16 protein-coding genes are annotated in these 22,327 nt (G+C 52.6%); 3 read left to right on the top strand and 13 right to left on the bottom strand.

Features of this window, described 5'->3' with window-relative positions; translation table 11 throughout:
- Window positions 1-82: 82 nt before the first annotated feature.
- Entirely contained in the window at window positions 83-1,054 is a 972-nt protein-coding gene (locus AC27K1_RS10965; RefSeq protein WP_487150538.1) for a pilin, read from the bottom strand.
- Between the two features lie 259 nt (window positions 1,055-1,313).
- On the opposite strand from AC27K1_RS10965, the gene AC27K1_RS10960 reads away from it, so the two are divergent.
- Window positions 1,314-3,104, top strand: coding sequence for an AMP-dependent synthetase/ligase (locus tag AC27K1_RS10960; RefSeq protein ID WP_487150537.1), 1,791 nt, complete (start codon window positions 1,314-1,316; stop codon window positions 3,102-3,104).
- A 74-nt stretch (window positions 3,105-3,178) separates the two neighbouring features.
- On the opposite strand, the gene AC27K1_RS10955 is transcribed toward AC27K1_RS10960, so the two are convergent.
- Both AC27K1_RS10955 and rhlB read right to left on the bottom strand, forming a co-directional pair.
- Entirely contained in the window at window positions 3,179-4,582 is a 1,404-nt protein-coding gene (locus AC27K1_RS10955) for a PhoH family protein (RefSeq protein WP_487150535.1), read from the bottom strand.
- A gap of 272 nt (window positions 4,583-4,854) precedes the next feature.
- Window positions 4,855-6,060: an ATP-dependent RNA helicase RhlB gene (rhlB, locus tag AC27K1_RS10950; protein ID WP_487150631.1), complete on the bottom strand. Its 1,206-nt coding sequence runs from the start codon at window positions 6,058-6,060 to the stop codon at window positions 4,855-4,857.
- 420 nt (window positions 6,061-6,480) lie between these two features.
- Between rhlB and AC27K1_RS10945 the strand changes: the two genes are divergently transcribed.
- Window positions 6,481-7,470, top strand: coding sequence for a pyridoxal-phosphate dependent enzyme (locus AC27K1_RS10945; RefSeq protein WP_487150533.1), 990 nt, complete (start codon window positions 6,481-6,483; stop codon window positions 7,468-7,470).
- On the opposite strand, the gene AC27K1_RS10940 is transcribed toward AC27K1_RS10945, so the two are convergent.
- The 8 genes from AC27K1_RS10940 to AC27K1_RS10905 all read right to left on the bottom strand — a co-directional run bounded on the left by AC27K1_RS10940 (window position 7,471) and on the right by AC27K1_RS10905 (window position 18,241).
- On the bottom strand, window positions 7,471-7,725 hold the full coding sequence (locus AC27K1_RS10940) for a hypothetical protein (protein WP_487150531.1): 255 nt from the start codon (window positions 7,723-7,725) through the stop codon (window positions 7,471-7,473).
- Between the two features lie 134 nt (window positions 7,726-7,859).
- The gene (locus tag AC27K1_RS10935) at window positions 7,860-8,774 is read right to left on the bottom strand and encodes a glutaminase (RefSeq protein WP_487150529.1); all 915 of its coding nucleotides are present in this window, start codon (window positions 8,772-8,774) and stop codon (window positions 7,860-7,862) included.
- Between the two features lie 375 nt (window positions 8,775-9,149).
- Window positions 9,150-10,211, bottom strand: a complete 1,062-nt coding sequence (locus AC27K1_RS10930) for a hypothetical protein (protein WP_487150528.1) — start codon at window positions 10,209-10,211, stop codon at window positions 9,150-9,152.
- Between the two features lie 369 nt (window positions 10,212-10,580).
- Entirely contained in the window at window positions 10,581-11,042 is a 462-nt protein-coding gene (gene pyrI / locus AC27K1_RS10925) for an aspartate carbamoyltransferase regulatory subunit (protein WP_487150526.1), read from the bottom strand.
- Between the two features lie 13 nt (window positions 11,043-11,055).
- Window positions 11,056-11,979: an aspartate carbamoyltransferase gene (gene pyrB / locus AC27K1_RS10920; protein ID WP_487150524.1), complete on the bottom strand. Its 924-nt coding sequence runs from the start codon at window positions 11,977-11,979 to the stop codon at window positions 11,056-11,058.
- Window positions 11,980-12,474: 495 nt separating this feature from the next.
- Window positions 12,475-15,588 (bottom strand): efflux RND transporter permease subunit, encoded by a 3,114-nt coding sequence (locus tag AC27K1_RS10915; protein WP_487150523.1) that lies wholly within the window; start codon window positions 15,586-15,588, stop codon window positions 12,475-12,477.
- On the bottom strand, window positions 15,585-16,817 hold the full coding sequence (locus tag AC27K1_RS10910) for an efflux RND transporter periplasmic adaptor subunit (protein WP_487150522.1): 1,233 nt from the start codon (window positions 16,815-16,817) through the stop codon (window positions 15,585-15,587). Before AC27K1_RS10910 ends, AC27K1_RS10915 begins: the two co-directional genes overlap by 4 nt.
- 5 nt (window positions 16,818-16,822) lie before the next feature.
- Window positions 16,823-18,241: an efflux transporter outer membrane subunit gene (locus AC27K1_RS10905; protein WP_487150520.1), complete on the bottom strand. Its 1,419-nt coding sequence runs from the start codon at window positions 18,239-18,241 to the stop codon at window positions 16,823-16,825.
- A gap of 292 nt (window positions 18,242-18,533) precedes the next feature.
- On the opposite strand from AC27K1_RS10905, the gene AC27K1_RS10900 reads away from it, so the two are divergent.
- Window positions 18,534-20,606 (top strand): hypothetical protein, encoded by a 2,073-nt coding sequence (locus AC27K1_RS10900; RefSeq protein WP_487150519.1) that lies wholly within the window; start codon window positions 18,534-18,536, stop codon window positions 20,604-20,606.
- Between the two features lie 188 nt (window positions 20,607-20,794).
- Here the strand turns inward: AC27K1_RS10900 and yfaE are convergent, their stop codons facing one another.
- Together yfaE and nrdB are read right to left on the bottom strand one after the other, a co-directional pair.
- Entirely contained in the window at window positions 20,795-21,088 is a 294-nt protein-coding gene (yfaE, locus tag AC27K1_RS10895) for a class I ribonucleotide reductase maintenance protein YfaE (protein ID WP_487150518.1), read from the bottom strand.
- 74 nt (window positions 21,089-21,162) lie between these two features.
- Window positions 21,163-22,293, bottom strand: a complete 1,131-nt coding sequence (gene nrdB, locus AC27K1_RS10890; protein ID WP_487150516.1) for a class Ia ribonucleoside-diphosphate reductase subunit beta — start codon at window positions 22,291-22,293, stop codon at window positions 21,163-21,165.
- Window positions 22,294-22,327: the final 34 nt, after the last annotated feature.

Raw genomic sequence — 22,327 nt, 5'->3', positions numbered from 1 at the left:
ATTGTAACACTTCAGCGTGTTGATAATGTTGAGGAATCCCATCTGACTGAAAAGACCGCAGATGATCATTTGTTGATACTGGTTATGGCGTATTGTACGCGTCAGGTATGTGGCTACCGTATCCAGAATCTTTGATATCTTGTATGACCTCCTGGTGTTTCGCGAGTGCATCTGGCCTGAATTCAGCCCAGTCCAGAAATGCCTCCATTGAAACGATTCTGTTTTGTATGCAATAGCCAATTGTCCCCCCCCAGTTAGCCCATTCATAATCCGAACAGCCTCCCGGCCAGCCACCTTCCTGGCCAACATAGTAACCGTCTAATGGGTTTACCCAGGGTTGCCCCGGTCCGGATGGAGTGTAAGCTGTAGGTGAAAGTTGTTTAGCAACGGTAGGCAAAGGTTTTGAATTTGTAGTTGTTGTAGTTGTTGTAGTTGTTGCAGGTGTAGATGAAGGGGTACGTACAGGTGGTGTGCCTGTATTTGTTTTGGATGTTTCCACTAACTGATTTTGTACTTCCCATGTTTCAATGGCTTCGTCCAGGTTATTCCTGCAGACACCCGGGAAGTAGTTGTATGCTTTTAACTGGTCCTCTTCGCTGGGCATGGCATAATCCAGTTCTAATTTCTTCCATACGTCCAGGGCGTCAGGGTGAGCGGGAATGCAGCGCCACTTGACGACGTTACTGTTGGACGTTAATGAATCTGCAAATAACAACATACTTGCATGATTGAGGCTTTCATCAAATCTTACATAGACATGACCGCCGCCAAGAAAAACATGATCAACATGCATATGTTCTGGATAATGAATATATCCGTCACCATCATCATTGATGCCTAAATCACCAACGGTGGTTGGCCAGCTGCCAGCACTGCTGAAGTATTCCATGGATTGCTGCTTGAAGCCGCCAGCCAAAGCCAGCCCTTCAGTGATTTTGGCCCGTGCGACATAATTTTGATAGGCGGGAATGGCAACAGCCGATAGCAATCCGATAATGGCGATCACAATCATTAATTCAATGAGTGTGAATCCTTTTTGAATGTTACTTTTCATGCCCCTGTCCCACAAATAATGGTGTTATTAATTAATCCTAGTGGTTTTTGAATGGCGGTAGCTTTGTGGCTTTTGACTTTGTTATGTCTATTATTAATCAAATTTTATTTATTTATTAAAAAATAATCTTTTATGGGTTGTTTGGGATTATTTTTAGTCGAAAAAGGTTGTGTACCTGCGCTCAGACCGTATTGACCGTATTATCCCTACACGACAGACTTGCGTCCGCTCAATTCGAGCGGATATTCCGGAATACTTCATGCAAAGTGTGACAGACTGGCACCTGGTTCGACTGTTTCGTGAACGCGTCAGCCAATATCGTGACAGAATTGCCATCAAATACCAACAAGGACGGTCCTGGAAAACCATCACCTGGCAACAATTTGGCCATCATGTTGATGAACTGGCCTGTGCTTTGTTGCGGGAAGGGGTGGATGTTCAGGGTAAAGTGGCGATATTTGCCCGCAACATGCCCGAGTGGACGATGGCTGACCTGGCTATCCTGTCATGTCGGGCGGTGACAGTACCGATTTATCCAACCAGCACGACCGGGCAGGCTGAATATATCATTAATGATGCTGAGGCCAGTATCCTGTTTGTGGGTGAGCAGGAGCAGTTTGATAAGGCCGTATCACTTCTCTCAGCCGAGTCATCATTGAAGAAGATTGTCGTACTGGATCCTGCGGTGTCTATTGATGGCTGTCCGCAAGCCGTTTATCTTGGCGATTTTGTCGGGAGTGCAACAACGGCCGCTTTCCGTGATCTGCTGACAGAGCGGGTTGATACCTGTGCTATGGATGACCTGGTTACCCTGATTTATACCTCAGGCACGACGGGGGAGCCCAAGGGGGTGATGCTGGATTATCGGAATTTTGGCACGGCTCTCCGCCTCCATGATCAGCGGTTATTGCTGACAGATGCGGATGTTTCGCTCTGTTTCCTTCCCCTTAGTCATGTGTTTGAAAGAGCCTGGACGTTTTACGTTATGTACCGGGGCGCTACCAACGCTTATATACGTGATCCTGCGGCTGTCAGGGAAGCACTGACAGCGGTGCGTCCAACCGTCATGTGTGCTGTGCCGCGTTTCTACGAGAAAATCCATTCGGCGATACTGGCCCGGGTTGAGCAGGCAACGCCTTTCAGAAAGCGATTGTTCAACTGGGCGCTGGCGACAGGGGAACGCTATTTTCTGCGTCGGCAGTCGGGCCAGTGGGTGACACCGGGGCTTCGCCTGACGCATGCGATTGCCGAAAAACTGGTATTACAGAAATTACGGGCCCTTGTGGGTGGAAGAGTACGCTTCTTCCCATGTGCGGGCGCCAGGCTGGCAGACGACATCAACCTGTTTTTCCAGGTCATAGGCCTGAATATCAAATACGGCTATGGTTTGACAGAAACAACGGCCACCGTCAGTTGTTACGATGATGCCATTGAGTTGGGCTCGATTGGTAAACCATTGCCTGAAGTTGACATCAGAATCGGCGCCGATAATGAAATCCAGGTGCGCGGTGGTACCGTGATGAGGGGGTATTACCGTAAACCTGAAGCAACCCGTGAAGCGTTTATCGATGGCTGGTTCCGCACGGGGGATGCCGGGTATATTGATGCTCAGGGCAACCTTGTCATGACCGAGCGCATCAAGGAACTGATGAAAACGTCCGGTGGCAAGTATGTTGCGCCCCAGGTGATTGAAGGGGCTATTGTCCGCGATCACTTTGTTGAGCAGGTGGCGATTATTGCGGATGCCAGGAAATTTGTGTCTGCCTTGATTGTGCCGGCTTATGAAGCGCTGGAAGAGTATGCGCGATCCATGGGCTTGAAGTTCGAATCGCGGATGGACCTGATTCGGCACCAGTCAATTCAGGATCTGTTTCACCATCGTCTGGAAAGCCTGCAGAAGGAATTGGCCCGTTTTGAGAAAGTGAAGAAATTTACGTTGTTGCCGCGGGAGTTCTCACTCGATCTTGGTGAAATGACGCCAACGCTGAAGCTGAGAAGAAAAGTGATCATGGAACGCTTTGGCAAGGAAATTGAGGCAATGTATACCTGACCTGGTTGCGTCGTCTTAATAAAAAGGCCTGATGATTCACTCATCAGGCCTTGTTTGTTTCTGCAACGTATCAATTACAGGTTTTCTTCCGCGAAGGCTGCCAGCGCAGAGCGGGGAACCCCTTCCAGTTGCACCATTCCACCAAATTCGAAACCCCGGAAGCGGCCTGTCAGGTAGGTCAGTCCGGAACTCGTTGGGCTCAGGTAAGGCGTATCAATCTGGGCCAGGTTGCCCAGGCAGATCACCTTGGTGCCCATGCCTGCACGGGTGATGATGGTTTTCATCTGGTGCGGTGTCAGGTTCTGGCACTCATCAATGATGATCAGGCTCTCCTGGAAACTTCTTCCCCGTATGTAGTTCAGTGATTTGAAGTGAATCGGTACCTGGTTGAGGATGTAGTCCACACTGCCATTGGTGTTTTCGTCATCCCGGTGCAGTGCCTCCATGTTGTCTGTGATTGCACCTAACCAGGGCTCCATTTTTTCCTGTTCAGTACCCGGCAGATAACCGATATCTTCATCCAGTCCGCGCGTGCTGCGGGTGGCGATGATGCGCCGGTATTGTTTGGATGCGACGGTCATTTCAATGGCCGCTGCGAGGGCCAGGATGGTTTTACCGGAACCGGCCGGGCCATTCAGGTTGACCAGCTGTATATCGGGATCAAGCAACAGGTGCAGGGCCGTGGCCTGGTAGATGTCCAGTGGCTGCAATCCCCAGGCTTTCTGGTTCATCAGGCTTTCCTCTGACAGATGTAATAGCCTGATTTTGTCGTCTGTCGCCTGGATGACCCGCCCAACAAAGCCCTGTTCATCAATGATGAACTCATTGATGGTGATTTCTTCCAGGATGCCGGTCCGGGGAAGGGTATGATAGGTACGACCGTTTGCCTGTTCCGTATCCACCTGGTCAATGTTATCCCAGAAACTGCCTTCCACTTCCAGGAAACCCTTGCTGAGCAGGTTGACGTCCGAGATCTGCTGGTCGTTATGGTAGTCCTCTGCAGGAATACCGCAGCCCCTGGCCTTGAGGCGCATGTTGATGTCTTTGGTAACCAGTACAAACTCACCGTCAGGGCGTGCTTTCTGCAGTTGACAGATGTCGTTGATTATCTGGTTGTCATTAAGGTTATTGGAGAGGTGTGTGAGGTTATCCTTGGCGTGTTCCATCATAATCGAGAGCGTGCCTTGGGGCGGGTCCTGCTCGCCACGCTTGATGGGGACGCCGCGGGCAATGTCTTCCGGGTTGGCGCTTCCGACAATCTTGTCAATCAACCGGATGGCTTGCCGGCAGTCCGCCGCGATGGTTTGTTTACTGTTCTTGAGGTGGTCCAGTTCCTCCAGGACGGTCATCGGGATGATAACGCGGTGTTCGTCGAAGTTCAGTAGAGCGTTTGGATCGTGTATCAGAACGTTGCTGTCCAGTATGTAGGTGGTTGTTTGAGGGGATGTGATCGATTCAAGCTTCACTGCTCGAGGCATATTAGCAGCTCCATTTCGATGGTTGGATCACCGGCCTGGTAACAGTCCATATTACCCAGACCTGTTTTCATTATGAGATAAAGATTCGCGAGCATGCAAGCGCTGCTTATAATCTCTGGAAATAAGAAATCAACAAGTCTGGACCGGATTTGCCAGAACGTTCTGGAGGGCTTGCCGGGGCTGGGCTGATGCGTCTTGAAAGGGGCACACAATCACCATAAATGGTGCGTGTGCCCGAATGAGATATGCTGAAAAACTGGCGCTTGTCAGCTTCAGTGGCTGAGCAATTCTTCAGGCGGTGATGTCATTTTGAGCTTGTCGCCCAGCAGTTCTTCCAGTGTGGGAATCAGGAAGGCGTCGTCCTCACAGGCGAAGCTGACAGAAATTCCGGTGGCGCCGGCACGACCGGTTCTTCCGATGCGATGGACGTAGTCCTCAGGGTCTTCTGGCAGGTTGTAGTTGATGACATGGGAGATGCCTTCCACATGAATGCCTCGACCGGCAACATCAGTAGCCACCAGTACCCGGATCTTGCCGTTCTTGAAATTCTCCAGGGTACGGATACGTTTGTTCTGGGGAATCTCACCGGAGAGCATGTCTGAATTGATGCCGTCTTTCTTCAGCTTTTCCGTCAGGCGTCGGGTCTGGTCGCGTCGATTAGTGAAGACAATAACCCGATCAAGTTTCTGTCGGGTAATCATGTTGTGAAGGATTCGGTACTTTTCTTCCGTGGATACGATGTAGACCTTTTGCTCCACGTTATCCGTTGCCACATGGTCAGGCTCAATTTCAACCCGCACCGGGTGCCAGGTCCATTGCTCCGCTAAACGCATCACATCGTCATTAAAGGTGGCGGAGAACAGCAGCGTTTGTCGATCACCCGGGCGCGGTGTCGCACGGACGATACGGCGCACCTGGGGAATGAATCCCATGTCGAGCATACGGTCAGCTTCATCCAGCACCAGTGTTTCCACCAGGTCCAGGTAAACATCACGCTTCTCGTGGTAATCAAGCAGGCGTCCCGGTGTGGCGATCAGGATGTCAACATAGTTTTCCTGGAGATGCTTGCGCTGCTTTTCATAGTCCATGCCGCCAACCACCATGACGACATGCAAGTCGGTATAGCGGGTTAACGCCTTGGCATCTTCACAGATCTGGATGGCTAGTTCGCGGGTGGGTGCGACGACGACCGCGCGAGGCTCTCCCAGATAGCGTTCGGCGGGCGGGGGGGTTTCCAGTAATTGCTTGATGGTCGCAATCAGAAAGGCGGCTGTTTTACCGGTGCCTGTCTGTGCCTTGCCGATGGCATCCTGACCTTCCAGGGTTGAGCCCAGTACTTCTGCCTGGATGGGGGTGCAGTATTGGAATCCCTGTGCCTGGATGGCCCGCATGAGCGGAGCAGGCAGGTTGAAGTCGTGAAAACGGGTTTTGCCTTTTTCGGCGGGCACATCAAACTGGCTGATATCCCATGGCGTCATAGCCGGTTTCGGACTGTTACGTTGCCTGTGATGCCGGGACTGCGGTTTTTTACCGGGTTTGCCACTACGGTTGCCTTGGCGTCCTGGCTTCTTGGCTTGCCGGGGCGCAGTGTTCGCAGGCTGCTCTTTCGGCGCCGACGATTTTTTTCGAAAAATGTTCAGGAAACCACTCAAAGCTACTGTCTTTCCTTGCACGGCCTGCTGGTATTAGAAAGCAGGGTATCAATAGGATTGGACGGCTGAATCACTGACATTCTCTCAGGGAACTGTCTCAGCCTTGGTCACATAATGGATGAAATAGTACAGCCTTGTCGCGATATTGCCTAGTTGAACCGACAGTTATGTCATGGACTTTAGTCCCTCCCACCCTAGACTTGGTCAAGGCGACGACATCCCGGAATCTGTTACATGAGGTAAAACATGGTTAACAGCCTTTTATGGGTGGCGCAGGCTGAACAGAAATTGATGTCTGAACTGTCTGGGCAGACACCGTTACTGGAACTTAAGGTCATCCGCCCAGGCGGGCTGAAACTTTATCTCAAGGATGAGTCCCAAAATCCGGTGGGCAGCTGGCGTCAGCGGGTGGCACGCGTACTGTTTCTGCAGGCACTGAGTCAGCGGCGCCTGGAAGCAGACAAACCGGTGATCAGTAATTCACCGCCTGCGATGGCGATTGCGGAAGCCTGGTATGCGCAAATGTTAGGCCTGCCTTATGTGGCTGTTATCCCTGATCATTGTCCGTTAAAAGAATCCATGCAGATTGAGTTTTGCAGTGGCATTTGTCATAGGGTGGCATCGGATGATTTACAGGATGCGACAGAACAGGTGGCCATGGAGCTGACCGGGGTGCAATTTAATAATCTGACTTCCGATTCCAGTCTGTTAAGAACGGCGGTAGAACCGTTAGTGCGTGAAACACAGGAGCAGTTGATCCATTTTGCAGCGAGCAGCACGCAATTGACCTTTATGATCGGCGCATCAGAACAGGAGCTGAATAAGGCGCTGTGCGTGTTACATAATGAATCGCGTTGTCGCAGTGTGCTTTGTGTCATGGTGTCAGGGATGGACTACCAACAGCGAGACATAGACCCCCAGTATTTAAACGATGCGATTTCAGACATTTCACCCGCAGCCTCTCAAGCGGGTGTGGAGTGGTTGAATGATTTGACCGGACGACGTTTTTCACTCGAAACCGGCGCGGCGTATGTTGCCATCATGGAGAAAGACGATGTATTTGAAACGGATGAAAGCAGCAATGAATGTCTGGTCATTATTGCTGAAAGTGCTGGCTGTCATGAATCTGATCAGTTGATGACACGAACAAAGCGGGAATGGTTACGCTATCGGGAATCCTTTCAGCTTGAGCGGTGGGCGGGTCATTTTTCCCGCCCGCCCGATAAATCAGATTGATCAGAAATGCTGTTTCATAAAAGTGAAACTGGTACGGTTTTTACGGCTCACCTTTTCGATTTTGTGGTGTCTGTCCATGTCCTCTTCCTCGGTGGACTCAAGACAAGGGGCTAGCTGTCGTTCTACAACCGGTGTTACGACCACATACATATTGCAGAACACCTGGCGACTGGCTGAGAAATTACCCATGGCTGGGCAGGTTCCCGGAGAAGGGGGGTGGCCCATCGAGATGGGCGATATCTGTAAATCACTCATGATAATACCTCGCATTTCAGAACTGATTTCAAGCGCCCTAAATACCCTTGAATAAGCCTGGAATTCCGGTTTCTCATGAATTTTGACTGCCTGACGCTGCCAAGGTTCCCAGTTTAGCAGCGATGACGTATCTGTCAGAAAATGGCCAGCCCGGTTTTCTGGCAGAACAGCTCCAGGGCCCGCATGCCTGCCAGGGAGTTCCCCTTGGGACCCAGGGCAGGACTCCAGACACAGATGCTCATCAGCTTGGGGACAATGGCCACAATACCCCCGCCAACGCCACTTTTGCAGGGTAGCCCGACATGGAAGGCAAACTCGCCAGCCTCATCGTAGGTTCCGCAGGTCATCATCAGGGAGTTGATCCGGCGGGTCTGGTGGCTGGACAGGATCGGGCTGACGCTGCCTGGCATCCGGCCGGCATTGGCCAGGAAGCGGAAGGAGCGTGCCAGATCCATACAGCTCATGGCGAGGGAGCACTGGTAGAAGTATGTCGTCAGGATTTGCTCAGTATCGTTGGCGATATTGTCGAAACTGCACAAATAGTTAATCAGCGCCCGGTTGCGATGGCCATGCGCCAGCTCGGAGCGGAAAACTTCTTCATCGTAGGTGATTTCCGGATTGCCGGCACAGCTCCGGGCGAATTCCAGGATGACGTCAACCGGTTCACTGGAGCGACTGATGATGCTGTCAGTGATCACTAACGCGCCGGCATTGATAAACGGATTTCGAGGGATTCCGTGCTCATAGTCCAACTGGGACAGGGAATTGAAAGCATTGCCGGAGGGCTCAACTCCGACCCGGCTCCAGAGCTCGTCGTCGCACAGGCGCATGGCCAGCGCCAGGTTAAATACCTTGGAGATACTCTGGATGGAAAACGGTTTGAACGCGTCACCGGCGGCAAAATCTTCGCCGTCCATCGTGCTGATGGCAATGCCAAACTGGCAGGGATCGACTTCCGCCAGCGCGGGAATGTAGTCCGCTACTGCGCCCTCTCCCAGCGTGGGACGGATTTCTTCAATAATTTCTTCTAGGATTTTCTGATAATACATGGATGACAACGCAGCTATCCGTAAACCAATTCTGAGCTAAAGGCGCATTCTTATACCATTTTGATTAAGTTGGTGCAAAAGAGTTGTTTGAACCGTATATCTTCCGATGCGGTTGTTGAATGGTTGTAGATAGTGTGCTGGGAAGTGTTTGTTTATTTTACTGAATGAAAAGTTTTTTGAGTTACTTTAGTTTTATTGGTTTCTATGTGTCTATTAATTATTTGTGTTGTTTGTATTGTTTTAGATAGAGAGTTTGGGTTATTTATAATGTCTAAGGCGCTCGATCGGTATCTGTTTGTGATAGTGCTTACCTGTACTTACCTTTGCTGGCCAAGGTTGATGGTAAGCTGTTTTATTTTGATGTAATGAGAGTTTCTATGGCAACTCGCTGTAATTTTTCAACCAGCCCCGCCATTTTTTGAACTCTGGATAATATTTTATTGCCACCTTGTCCAATAGCGCTTCCAATTGTAGACGATGCCAGGCTGATTCATCATAAGTGATTTTTTCTCCACAGGTTTTCATGTTTTTACTAACGCCAATGCTGGAAAAAAAACGGAACAGAATATCGCGAAGTATGTAGAAATCTTTGTGTTTTTGACTACCTGTTTCTGATAATGGTTCAAGGTTTTTCTCTTGGCAATCTTTAAGAGAATCTACCAGGTCATAGAGTAAATCCCAAAGGCTCTGTGTGATCGATTCTGGCTTTTTTTCTATCAAAAGATCTTTCTTTTCAAGGCCTATGGATAACATTGTTTCGGTGTCTAAGCCTTTTCTTGATAGATGAAGGTTTTCCATTTCATCAAATTTAAAAAACAGAGTTGGATTATGCGTTATTGAGCAGTCTTGTTCGCTTAGCCATTCATTCAGCCATTCGTTATTGATATCAAATCCTTCGGATGCAAAAGTGTATCTTAGCCATAGTCTTACTATTGCTTTAGATTTAGTATCAAGTCCCGACTGTCCTTCGGGAAGATGTAATGCCTGTAATACGGATCGTTTAACAATAAGGCTCAAATAAGGATCATTTCTCATGGTCTTGTGCAGGAGTTGATCCAGACTCAGCACTTTTTTCTGTTTTTTCGATGTCTTCCTGATTGCATTATCAAATATAGATATCGCTTTCCAGACCCAGCGAGACTCAAACCAGGAAGGTTTTTTAAAGGCAGAAATATCACTGCGGGTAAGACTATGAATCTTGCCGTCGGCAAAAATTTTCATGAATACAGGATCAATTTTATCCTTGGGGATAGGACGAAGTTTGCCTGTATGATGAGAAACTTTCATTTTCTTTAAAGGTCTTGTTTCACCTGGGGCGTCTGTGGACATTCCCTGAGTACTTTCCGAAGAGCGTTTTGCAGTTTGTTCTTTGGGCTTGGCCTCTCTGTGGCTAGTGGATAATCTTTCTGATGAAGTGCTTGGTTTTGAAGGTTCCATAGGCTGTTTCCTGACAATAGAGTGATCCAATCCAACAAATAATACAGTGGGTATGTGCGTTTTTTTCTAACTGAATGGCTGGGGTTTATGACAAATTTGTATCTTGCTGTGATTGTGAATGCTGTTAAACAGCCCGGCAGTGATTGAAAGAGGCTTTTAATTTTATAGTCTTTTTTGTTGAAGTGGTTGATGCTCAGATAATCGTGTAACTAAAGTGGTCTTATTACCATGGTGTTGGGTATGTCGAGGTTTTTAAAAATATATGCAGTGCCGGATAAGGCCAAAAGCGCTTAATTGGCAATGGTAAAGATAAGCAGCTTTTTTGTTGAAGCTGCTTATCGTTTGATGTTGCTGGAATAAAAAGATCGTTTAAATGCCAGCCACAATATCCTTGCTGAAACTTTTCTCGCAGTACTTGCACTTCATCTGCAGAGACTCTTTGGACTGGCGCAGGGAGAAGTAGGTCTGTACCGGCTCATTGTGGGTGATGCAGTTGGAGTTCGGGCATTCGAACACACCTTCGATAGACTCAGGAATGCTCATTTCGAACTTGTGCTGCACCTTGTACTCATCAATCACGTTGATGGTCGCGCCCGGTGCGAAGATGGCCAGCTCGTTGGCTTCCATTTCGTTGAACAGGCGGTTCTCAACCTTGATGATATCCTTCAGTCCCAGCTCCTTGCTGGGCAGGTTGAAGCCGACGGTGATGCGGACATTGGAATCCAGCAACTGGAGCTGCTTGAGGATCTTGATGCCCTGTCCGGCCGGGATATGGTCGATCACGGTGCCCTTGCGGATCGCTTCTACCTGGAGTTTATGCTTCTCAACCATGATGTCCTGCTCCTCAGATAGTTTCGTTCAGTACCAGCGCCAGCAACGCTTCCCGGGCGTAGACACCGTTTTCCGCCTGCTGGAAGTAGTAGGCGTAAGGGGTGCTGTCGACATCCACGCTGATCTCGTCAACACGGGGCAGCGGGTGCAGAACACGCAGGTTGGGCTTGGCTTCCTTCAGGGTTTCGGCGCTGAGGATATACTGGGAGGCGATCAGCTTGTACTCGGTTTCGTCGAAACGTTCTTTCTGAACCCGGGTCATGTAGATGATGTCCACGTCGTGGGCGATCTCTTCAATGCTCTGGGCGGTGCGCCAGGTGATGCCTTTCTCGTCCAGCTCTTCCAGCAGGTAGTCGGGCATGGCCAGGGCGTCAGGCGAAATGAAGGTGAATTCGGCGTTGAAGTGGCTCATCGCCTGGGTCAGGGAGTGCACGGTACGTCCGTATTTCAGGTCACCGACGAAAGCGACCTTCAGGTCGTCCAGCCGGCCCTGGCATTCGTGGATGCTGAACAGGTCCAGCAGGGTCTGGGTCGGGTGCTGGTTGGAGCCGTCACCGCCGTTGATCACGGGTACGCTGGAGAATTCGGAGGCAACCCGGGCTGCGCCTTCCTGTGGGTGGCGCATCACGAATGCGTCAGTGTAGGAAGAGATGACCTGAACAGAATCCGCCAGGGTTTCACCCTTCTTGGCCAGAGAGGTGTTGCTGCCGTTATCGAAACCAATGAAGGTGCCGCCGAGTCGCTGTACGGCGGTTTCGAAGGAAAGCCGGGTCCGGGTGGACGCCTCGAAGAAGCAGCTGGCAATGACCTTGCCTTTCAGCAGATCCGGCCGGGGTTCCTTTTTGAGGCTTTCGGCGGTGGACACAATCAGCTCCAGCTCCTCACGGGTAAGCTCGGGGATGGAAACAATGTGTTTCTGGTAGAGAGGATTAGCCATGTTTCAGCGCACCTGTCCTTTTCCTGGGTGAAGTCTGAAAGCCGGCTGCCGATCAGGCAGGCGGTTTCCCTGTTGTGGTTCGAGCGTATTGCGGTCAAAAAAAAGCCCCTGAAATAAGGGGCTTTTTAAAATGAATAGCGATAAATGGGGAATAACAGCGCAGGGCTCAACACTGTGTGCCATTCGGTGTGTGTTTGTGCGTGCTGCGCAAATCATCACTGGCGGTTATCCCTGCTGCAAAATGATTCAGAAAACGCGTCCGGCCAGAGGGCTTCGGACAAATTGTGCGGCATTATACGGATGGCCGGTTCTGGGTCAAGCCGATTTTCATAGGTTTTCGTCTGACGCCAGTCGAAGCATTCTGACAGTATTCCTATCAATGTATCCCGCTGACCGGCGGCTGACAAGGGCATTGCACGGTTGTTGTGTTAGATGCACTTGCTTAGTGGTCAGTCCCCCGGACAGGGGCAGGTTTGTCCGGGAGCGACTGCATGGTTAAGGATTGCTGGCCGTCTGATGGCCCGGGTCAGAGGTAAAAAGCGCCTTGGTATCTTCGAGAATACCGTACAGGCAGGGCAGCAGTACGAGCGTAATCAGCGTTGCAAACAGGATACCGAAACCCAGGGAGATCGCCATCGGGATCATGAACCGTGCCTGACGTGAGGTTTCGAAGATCATGGGCGCCAGACCGCCAAAGGTGGTAATGGTGGTTAGCATAATCGGTCGGAACCGGCGTACGCCCGCCTGCATGATGGCGTCATAACCGTTCAGCCCTTTCTGTCGCTGCTGGTTGGCATAATCCACCATGATCAGGCTGTCATTCACCACCACACCGCACAGGGCGACAATGCCGAACAGACTCACCATGCTCAGGGTATAACCCATCAGTACATGACCAATGACGGCGCCGACAACACCAAAAGGGATCACCGCCATGACGATCAGTGGCTGCGAATAGCTGCGGAACGGAATGGCCAGCAGCAGGTAAAGCATCATCAGTGCCAGTGCGCCCCCCGTTACCATGCTGGAGAGGCTTTCCCGCTCATCGGCCTGGCGTCCCTGCAGGCTGATATCCAGCCCCGGGTAGGCAGCCTGCAGTTCCGGAAAGACCGATTTTTCCAGCGCAGCAATCACCTGCGGTGTCTTGCCCAGCGGTGTGACATCGGCTTTCACATCGACGGTCCGGCGACCGTTACGACGGTTGATGGTTGAGGCGGACTCATCGCGAATCACGTCTGCAACCTGAAACAGCGGCACATCATCACCGGCCGGGGTGCGGATCATAAGCTGCTCCAGATCATATTCGCTGATGCGCTGGTTCTCCGGTAGCCGAACCATGACCCGCACTTCATTGCTACCCCGTTGCTGGCGGAAGGCCTGGGCGCCATAAAAGGATGATCGTACTTGACTGGCAAGATCCCGGGCAGTCAGTCCGAGGCTGCGGCCTTCGGGGCGAATCTTGAAGCTGAGCTGGGGTTTGCCGCTGGCAAAGGTATTTTCAATGTCTGAAACCCCCTGGAATCGGGCCAGTTCCTTAGCCAGTTGGTCACTGGCTGCTCTCAACAGTGCCGTTTTACGATGACTCAATTCAACCGTCAGGGCCGAGCCTCCGCCAGGTCCCCGTCCGGTGGCTGAAAACGCCAACCCCTGGATACCGGGTATCGGGCCGACAGCTCCACGCCAGAGCCGGGTGACGTCTGTCGTGCTGACCGGGCGGACACCGTTTTCCTGCAGGTGCATGAACACCTTGACTTCATTGCTGTTGATCCGGGCCTCAATGCTGTCAAGCAGCTGGTCGCCGCCGTTGTTTTCAGCCACTTGTCGGGCTGCGGTTTCCAGTTGTTCACGGACCGCTTCAGCCTGACTGAGTGGGTTGCCATAGGGCAAGGTGGCTGTCGCCGTGGCGCGGTCGGATTCGGTGCGGGGCATCAGTGTAAAACCCAGTCGTCCGCTGCCCATGTAGGCAATGGCAATCATCAGCAGGGCGATACCGGCAGCCATGGTCAGATAGCGATGGCGCATGAACTGTGCGATAGCAGGCTGGTAACGATGCTGGATAAAGCCCTGAAGGCGACGATCCACGCTTTCCTGGAACTGATCCAGTCGGCGACCGAGTTGGCTTGCCGGACGCTTTTTCATCCAGGCAAGGTGTGCCGGCAGAATAAACAGCGATTCAATCCATGAAATCAGGAAGACGCTGATCACCACGATGGGAATGACCATGAAGATCTTGCCCAGGAATCCGGGCAGGAACAGGATCGGCAGGAAGGCCACCACGTTGGTCAGAATGCTGAAAGTCAGAGGCACGGCGACCTGTCGGGTACCGATAATCGCCGCCTTGTGAAAGTCCATGCCCTGCTGCATGTTTTCATAGATGTTTTCGCCGGCGATGATGGCGTCATCCACCACGATGCCCAGGGCAATAATAAAGGCGAACATCGAGACCATGTTGATGGAGACATCCAGCCCCGGCAGGATGAGCAGGGCGCCCAGGAACGAAATCGGAATGCCCATGGTGACCCAGAAGGCCAGGCGGAACTCCAGGAACAATCCCAGTACGACCAGCACCAGCAACAGACCCATAAAGGCATTTTTCAGCAGCAGATCCATCCGTGCCCGATAGATGTCGGAGTCATCATCGGCAACAACCAGGCTGATGCCCGGCGGCAGTTCGGCGGTGATAGCCGGCAGTACATCATGCACGGCATCAGAGATTCCAATAGGAGTCTGGTCGCCTACCCGGAATACGGTAATGGCAATCGACGGGTTACCGTTCCAGGTGTTGTAAACATCACTGTCTTCAAAGCCGTCTTTGACGGAGGCGACATCTCCCAGCGTCAGCAGGCCGCCTTCCGCGGAGGTGACCAGGGGAATGCCGGCAAAATCCCGGGCCCAGTCCCGGCGCTCCTGAACCTGGAGGCTGATTTCGCCGCCTTCCGTTTTCAGGGTGCCGCCGGACAAATCCAGCGCACTGTTGCGGATCGTATTCGCAACATCTGACAGGGTTAGCTGATAACGGCGCAGGATGTCACGGTTGATTTCCACCTGGATTTCGTAATTACGCGCACCGTCCAGTTCAGCCTGGGTAATGCCGGGTGACTGCAGCAATCGGTCGCGTATGGTTTCCGCCTGCTCTCGCAGAGTGACTTCATTCACATTGCCGTGCAGCACCAGATCCAGCACGGCATGCTTTCTACCGCCCAGGCTGACGACCGGTTTTTCGGCTTCTTCCGGGAAAGTGCTGATCCGGCCCACAGCCTGCTCAATTTCCTGCAGGGTACGGTCAGGATTGGCGCCGTTCATCAGCTCCGCGGACACCATCGCACTGCCTTCACTGGCCCGGGCGGTGATTTCCTCGATACCCTCAATGCCGCGGATTTCATTTTCAATCGCAAGGACAATCCCCTGTTCGACTTCTTCCGGCGTCGCCCCGGAGTAGGCGACGCTGACATTGACGATATCCAGGGTGAATTCCGGGAATACCTCCTTGCGGATCTGCATGGACAGCATCAGGCCGCCAATCAACAGGAAAAGCATCAACAGGTTGGGTGTAACCCGGTTGTTGACCATCCAGGCGATGGGGCCGCGGTTCAGGGATGCTCGGCTCATAGAGGCTGATCTCCCTTGGCTTGGGGAGCACTGACCAGCTTATTAATGTCTGGGGATTCTTTCCGTGTTCGCAGGGGAAGGCCGGGAACCGGAGCGGGCAGGGCAGAGGTGACGATGTGCTCGCCTGTCGCAATGCCATTGGCAATCAGTACCGTGTCCTGACCGGTAAACAACGGGGCTACTGTACGAACCTCGAGCGTGTTGTCATTGCTCATGAGCCAGACGGTATTGCCGTTATGCAGGTGTTCCCTGGGCAGTGCGACCACATTAGCGAGGGTGGGACCCTGAATGTCAGCCCGCAGGTAGTCATTGACGCGAACGGCTGGCTGCTGGTGGTTTTCCGGTTTCAGCGCCAGCGGATCGGGAATAGCCATCAGGACCCGTGCCATGCGTGTGCCGGCTTCCAGGCTGGGCGAAACCGACAGCACGTAACCTTCCCTGAACTGGTTGTCTGGCCAGGAAGGGCTGTAGACCTTCACTGGAGATCCACTGACTGAGTCACCACCGGTCAGCCATTGCAATTGCTCAACGGGCACGCTGGCTTCCAGGCGGAATTCGGAAACATCCACCATCTCCAGCAGGGCTGTAGAGGTATTGACGAAACTGCCCAGCTCGACGTTAAGACTGACAACCTGACCATCAAAAGGTGGCTTGATGGTTGTGCGTTCCAGAGACAGGTTGGCTTGTGCCAGATCCGCTTCTGCCAATGCCAGCGCAGCCTCGGCCGCCTGAAGCTGGGGCTGGCGCAACACCAGACTTTCGTCGGCGGGTGACAGTTTACGTCCAGTCAGTTCATACTCCTGGCGGGCGATGGCTTGTTGGCCTTGTTCCAGCAAAAGATCGGCATTGGCCCTGGCAACATTGCTGGCCATACGCTGCAGGGCGATGCGGTAGTCACTGTTGTCCAGTTGGATGACAGTTTCATCGACGTTGACGGTGTAACCGGGCACCAGTGTCGGGCTGACCTGGATAATTTCACCACTGACCTGCGGGTACAGTGTCACCTGTCTCTTTGCGACGACCTGCCCCATGACTTCAATGATGGGTCGATGTTCAGCCTTTTCGACCCGTAGCGTATCGACCAGGCGGGTATTGTCAGCCGGTGTTGCCGTCCCCGCCCGTGGGGGGCTTTTGAGCAACAGGGCTGAGGCTGTGATGCCGGCCAGGATAACGACGACAGGCAGTGCCAGTTTGAGCCAGCGGGCGTTGGGCGTGGTTAGGGTATTCATAGTCTTCATACCTCCTGACCTGCAGGCGGTTCGTGATGGTCAGTCTTATCCGGATGCCAGCCACCGGCTAAAGCGCGGTAGAGTGCGATGCGGTATTCAATCAGCTGGCGCTGTGCCGTCAGTTGTTGACGCTGGAGATCCTGAAGGCTTTTCTGGGCCTGCAGGACATTGAGATAGTCAGTGGCGCCTTTTGCATAACGCAGTTGGGTCTGATCAAGAATCCGGGTGGCCAGGGTGACCTGCTGGATCAGCTGAGCCAGGTACGCCTGCTGGTGGTCTTCACGAACCAGTGCGTCTTCCACTTCACCGAGTGCTTCCAGTACGGTCTGGGTGTAGTTTTGAACCGATTCCTGCAAGGCATAAAGCGCCCGGTCAGCTTCCGCCTTCCGTTGTCCGCCATCAAACAGGGGAGCCGTGATGCCGCCCAGCAGGCTCGCCGCCCAGGTGTCAAACAGGTTGTGCCAGTGATCACTGGTTGTCGACAATGAGGCCGTCAGTGTCAGGCGCGGAAGACGATCTGCACGAGCTACCACGACGTCCTGGCGCAGCGATTCGACTTCAAACCAGGCCTGGCGCAGGTCTGGCCGACGTTCAGTAAGTGTTGCGGGCAGGCCGGTATCCGGCAGAGTCGGGAGTGTCGGGAGTGCGGCAGGGTTCCAGGTCAGGGGTGCTGATGGCGCCTGACCGGTCAGAATGTTGAGCTGGTGGATCAGCACCTGCTGTTGGGCCCTGGCCTGGATGATATCCGCTTCAATGGCTTCCAGCTGAAGCTGCTGCTGCATGACATCGGTTGCGGGTGTGCGGCCTGATTGATAGCGAACATCTATCAGTTTCAAGGTGTTAGTCAGATTTTCACGTTGTTCAGCCAGTAGTGTGAGCTGGTTGGCTTGTTCCTGCAGTGCATACCAGGTATTAGCCAGGGTCGCAGCCAGGGTCATGGTGGCGGCATCCAGCGATTCCCGGCTGGCCAGCCAGTCATAGCGGGCGCTTTCCCGGATGGCCTGGTTTCTGCCCCAGAAATCCAGTTCATAGGCGGCTTCCAGGCCAAGGGTGTAATCGGTGCTGTTCCCGAGGGTGGTGCCGTTATCGGCACGGGTTCGTTTCCCGCTGCCAGAGGCGCTGAGCTCTGGAAAGAGGGAGGCTCCCGCCTTCCTTGCCTGGGCTTCGGCCTGATTCAGACGTTCGCGGGCAGCCTGCAGAGAGTAATTCTGGGTAAATGTCTGCTGCATCAGTGTCTGGAGCTGGGGGTCTTTGAAGTCCTGCCACCAGTTATTGTCCAGTTTGGCGGTACCTTGTGCAGTGAAATGTCCAGACAGCGGCAAATCTGGCGCGGTGTCTGGCGGCGTAAGCGCACACGCTGTCAGCAGCAGGCAGAGCGCCGCAGTGCCCAGCGTTGGCCGGAGGATCCTTGATCGTTGAAGCATAGGGTGTTGTGGTGTGTCCCGGATACAGCTTTTTGGAATATGGACAGAGTGTCTCAGAAGTAGTTCTAAAAAGATTGCCGTTATTTTTACTTTTTGTAACTAATTTTCACAAGCCTTTTGTGTAAATGATTCTCAATAGCGTAGTAGGTGTTAACCTGCCTCAATGAGCTTTAATGGGGCTTCTAGACTTTAGTAGAAAGGTTTCACCAAGGTCTGATTGAGTCACGTCTTGCAGGGGAGAAAAATGGTGAGGCCACTAAAAGGACTTGAAAGATAAAAAGGAGGCGTTTTTATGGGTAGGCCAATCATTACCCCTGTACAAGGGCTGACGAAATCGGCGTCACCTGCCAATCAGCCAGATGCGACGAAAACATCCCCGGATACTCGCAGGTATGCGTTTTCCTCTTCAAGGCCACGAACCGTCGAGCTGAAGAATGCGGAAGCTTCGCTGCTTCCACGGACGCAGGAGGCGTCAGCACCTGCCGGAGAAAGCAGGCGTGTAACAGAAGGATGGCAAGACAGGCTCGCTGCCAAGGCAAGATATATTAAGTCGAATGTTGGCCAGCTGCCGGAGCAGCAAGCGGTCATCAACAAGCAAGAAGTATTGCAAGTCGCTGATCAATTTTTAGCCGTGTCAAAAACGTTAAAGACAGCAAATCCTGAGACGGTTGATCAGATGATGCAGGTTCTCAATGATCTGGATCATGCTGTTCAAAAAGTATTGTCTGCCACCCGGTATCTTATTGAGACATCACAACCGGCATCGTCTGGTAAAGAACAGGTATCAGAAAGCTCAAAAGCACTGGCCTCTGAGTCTGCCAGTACGGAGAAACAAGCCCGTAAAATGGCGTTACCTCAAAAGCAGCAAGTTTCCCAGTCCGCGGCTACTTTGTCGCCAAAACAGGGGGGTGATTTGCCGATAGGTGGGGGGCAAACACCTGCGCCAGCATCTGAAACGCCACCGCCACCGCCACCGCCACCGCCACCGCCACCGCCACCGCCACCGCCACCGCCACCGCCACCGCCAATGGGTATGACTTCGGCTCCCAGCGCGGGTAAAAGTAAGGCAACTACAATCAGTGGGGGATTGGGAAGGTTAAGAAAAACGGCTACGCCATCTAAAGTCGATCACTCTCAACCACCAGGCAAGGCCGTCCTCTCCCTTGAGGACACCATAAAAGCCGCTCAACAATTGAGAGATGAAAAAAACATTCCTTACATCACGGCCGAGACATTGATTAACAATGGCTTTGACGTGGCGGGGGACGATCTTGATAAACGCCTGGATGAACACATCACGCTGCTGGCAGAACGTTTTTACACTGAACCGCTGGCGGATGCCATGCGCGGCCAGATTCTGAAAACGATCAAAAAACCGGGAAGTTCTGATGAGAGGCTTTTTTTGCAGCATGTTCAGACAACCCTGGATCGTCAATATCAGAAAAGTAGCCGTGGAAAGGCGTCAGAATATATTAAGCAGCCGCCACGCATGTCGAGCTTTAGAGATTTTGAGGCATTAAGCAACTGTTCTGGTTATGAGCACTACGATAAGCAAGCATTGATTGATGATTACATGGCTTCCCTGATCAAACCCGCCATGGAAACCATTTTGAGGCCAAAAAACGACGCGAATGCGTCGGAAGTTCTTGGTCTCAGCACAATCCAGGAACGGTATAAAGACGCTTGTTTGGGTTTGAACTGTATGCCTGTGGATCAAACAGCATTTGCTGCTTATTTTTCTGGTGCCAAAGAAAGCACGTTTGTTGACCTGATGAAGGCGCAGGGTCTTGACCCTACACAGCTAACGCCGGGCGAGTACCAGGATATCGATACTTATATAGGTGTACTCAAAGGTACCTTTGAAATTCGTGATGCGGATGACAGGCGTATTGAGCATGCGGTTGGTTTACTCGAAGCCCGATTGCTGGAGGGTGATGAACGAGCACTGGCTATGTTGGAACGACTGATCATGGCCGGGGAAGGCCGTAAGCCTGTACCGATGCAGCAGTCACAGGAAAGTCGTCTTTCTGATGACAAGACGGCTTCAGTAGCGACACCGGCATCACCTGCCCAGTCTTCCAGTGGTAGTGATACCGATTTCATCAAAGAGCAGATCGGTTTATTTATCAAGGGTGATCTCAAGGCTGGCGATATTCAACGTTGGTTGCAGGCGCATGACTTACTGACACTCCGCTACCTGCAGGCGAATGTTGGAGAACTTGTCGATAAGCCCTTTGCAGGGAAAATGGATTCAGAGCAGCGCAGACAGCTTATGAATGCATTAACTGCAGCGATTAACGCTTCCAACAAACCCTCGTCAGCGATTGATGGCAGGCATCCAAATGCAGGGACAGTGCAAAGCTGAGGACTGCACCTGAAAATAAACCCGGCTTTAGCCGGTTTTATTTTTTCTGCTTATCGTATGTGGCTGGTAAGCGGGCGGATGTGAAATGATCGAAAGCTGATGACGTGGCAGGTATCTCTACGGGAGTTTATTGAGGCGTCATCAATGTGAAGAGCGGTTAAACCTGTCTTTTCTCTCAATGGGTAAGATCAAGCTGAATTTTTTTGTTTCTGCAGCATCGCCAGGGGCATCGGCAATTCAACGGTGATATCCCCAGCAGGCCGGCAGCAACAGGGAAGGATTTTACCCTCGGGTACAAAGGCGATAGGTTCTTCCAGGTACTCTACAGCCCCTTCGATCAGGTCAATCTGACAGCAACCACAGAACCCCTGACGACACTGGTATTCCATTTCAAGGCTCTGGTGTTCCAGCGCTTCAAGCAGGGTATGTTCGGAACGGGGAATGAAGCTGTAACCGTCGACGATCTTAACGATGTTGGCCATCGTACCTTTCCCTTGCTGTCGCCCGGTGTCGGGGCGGGTGAAAAAAAAGCGCCCGGGTGGGCGCTGTCAGCAGGTTACAACGAGAAATCGCTAAAGTCTTCGGACTGCAGGTCGCTGTCGATCTGGCCCACCAGGTAGGAGCTGACTTCAACTTCCTGGGGCGCCACCTGAACGTTATCGCTGTTCAGCCAGCTGTTCATCCAGGGCAGTGGATTCTGTCGGACGCTGAACGGGGCGTCAAAGCCGATGGCCTGCATCCGCTGGTTGGTGATGTACTCGACGTACTGGCAGAGAATATCCTTGTTCAGGCCGATCATGGACCCGTCCTTGAACAGGTAGTCCGCCCATTCTTTTTCCTGCTCGGCGCCGGCGATGAAGATTTCGCGGGCTTCTTCACGCAGCTCTTTGGCAATCTCGGCCATTTCCGGGTCATCTTTGCCGTCAGCCATCAGCTGCAGGATATGCTGGGTGCCCGTGAGGTGCAGGGCTTCGTCCCGGGCAATCAGTTTGATGATCTTGGCGTTGCCTTCCATGGTGGCGCGTTCGGCAAAGGCGAAGCTGCAGGCAAAGCTGACGTAGAAGCGGATCGCTTCCAGTACGTTAACGGACATCAGTGTCAGGTACAGCTTGCACTTGATGTCGCGGACAGCGACGTTGATTGTCTGGCCATTCACCGTGTGGGAACCTTCGCCCAGGAGGTGATACCAGTGGCAGGCTTCAATCAGTTCGTCATAGTAACGGGTGATCGCCGTGGCGCGCTTGGTGATAGCGTCGTTGGAGACAATGTCATCAAAGACTTCTGACGGCTTGGGCACCACGTTACGCATGATATGGGTGTAGGAGCGGGAGTGAATCGTCTCGCTGAAGGCCCAGGTTTCAATCCAGGTTTCCAGTTCCGGCAGGGATACCAGCGGCAGCAGCGCCACGTTGGGCGAGCGGCCCTGGACGGAATCGAGCAGGGTCTGGTATTTCAGGTTGCTGAGGAAGATGTGCTTTTCGTGTTCCGGCAGGCCGTTGAAATCGCTGCGGTCGTTGGAGAGGTCCACTTCCTCCGGACGCCAGAAGAACGACAGCTGCTTTTCGATCAGTTTCTCGAAAATGCTGTAGCGCTGGACGTCGTAGCGCGACACGTTCACGTTGCGGCCGAAAAACATGGGCTCGCGGGTGGCGTCGAACTGTTCCTGGTTGAAGGTTGTATAAGCCATAGTCGGTCGGGTTGTCCTCAGCGGCAGGCCGCCT

The organism is Kistimonas ophiarachnellae (assembly GCF_057552235.1).
The sequence above is the reverse complement of the archived record's forward strand: the minus strand, read 5'-3'. Positions and strand labels throughout refer to the sequence as shown.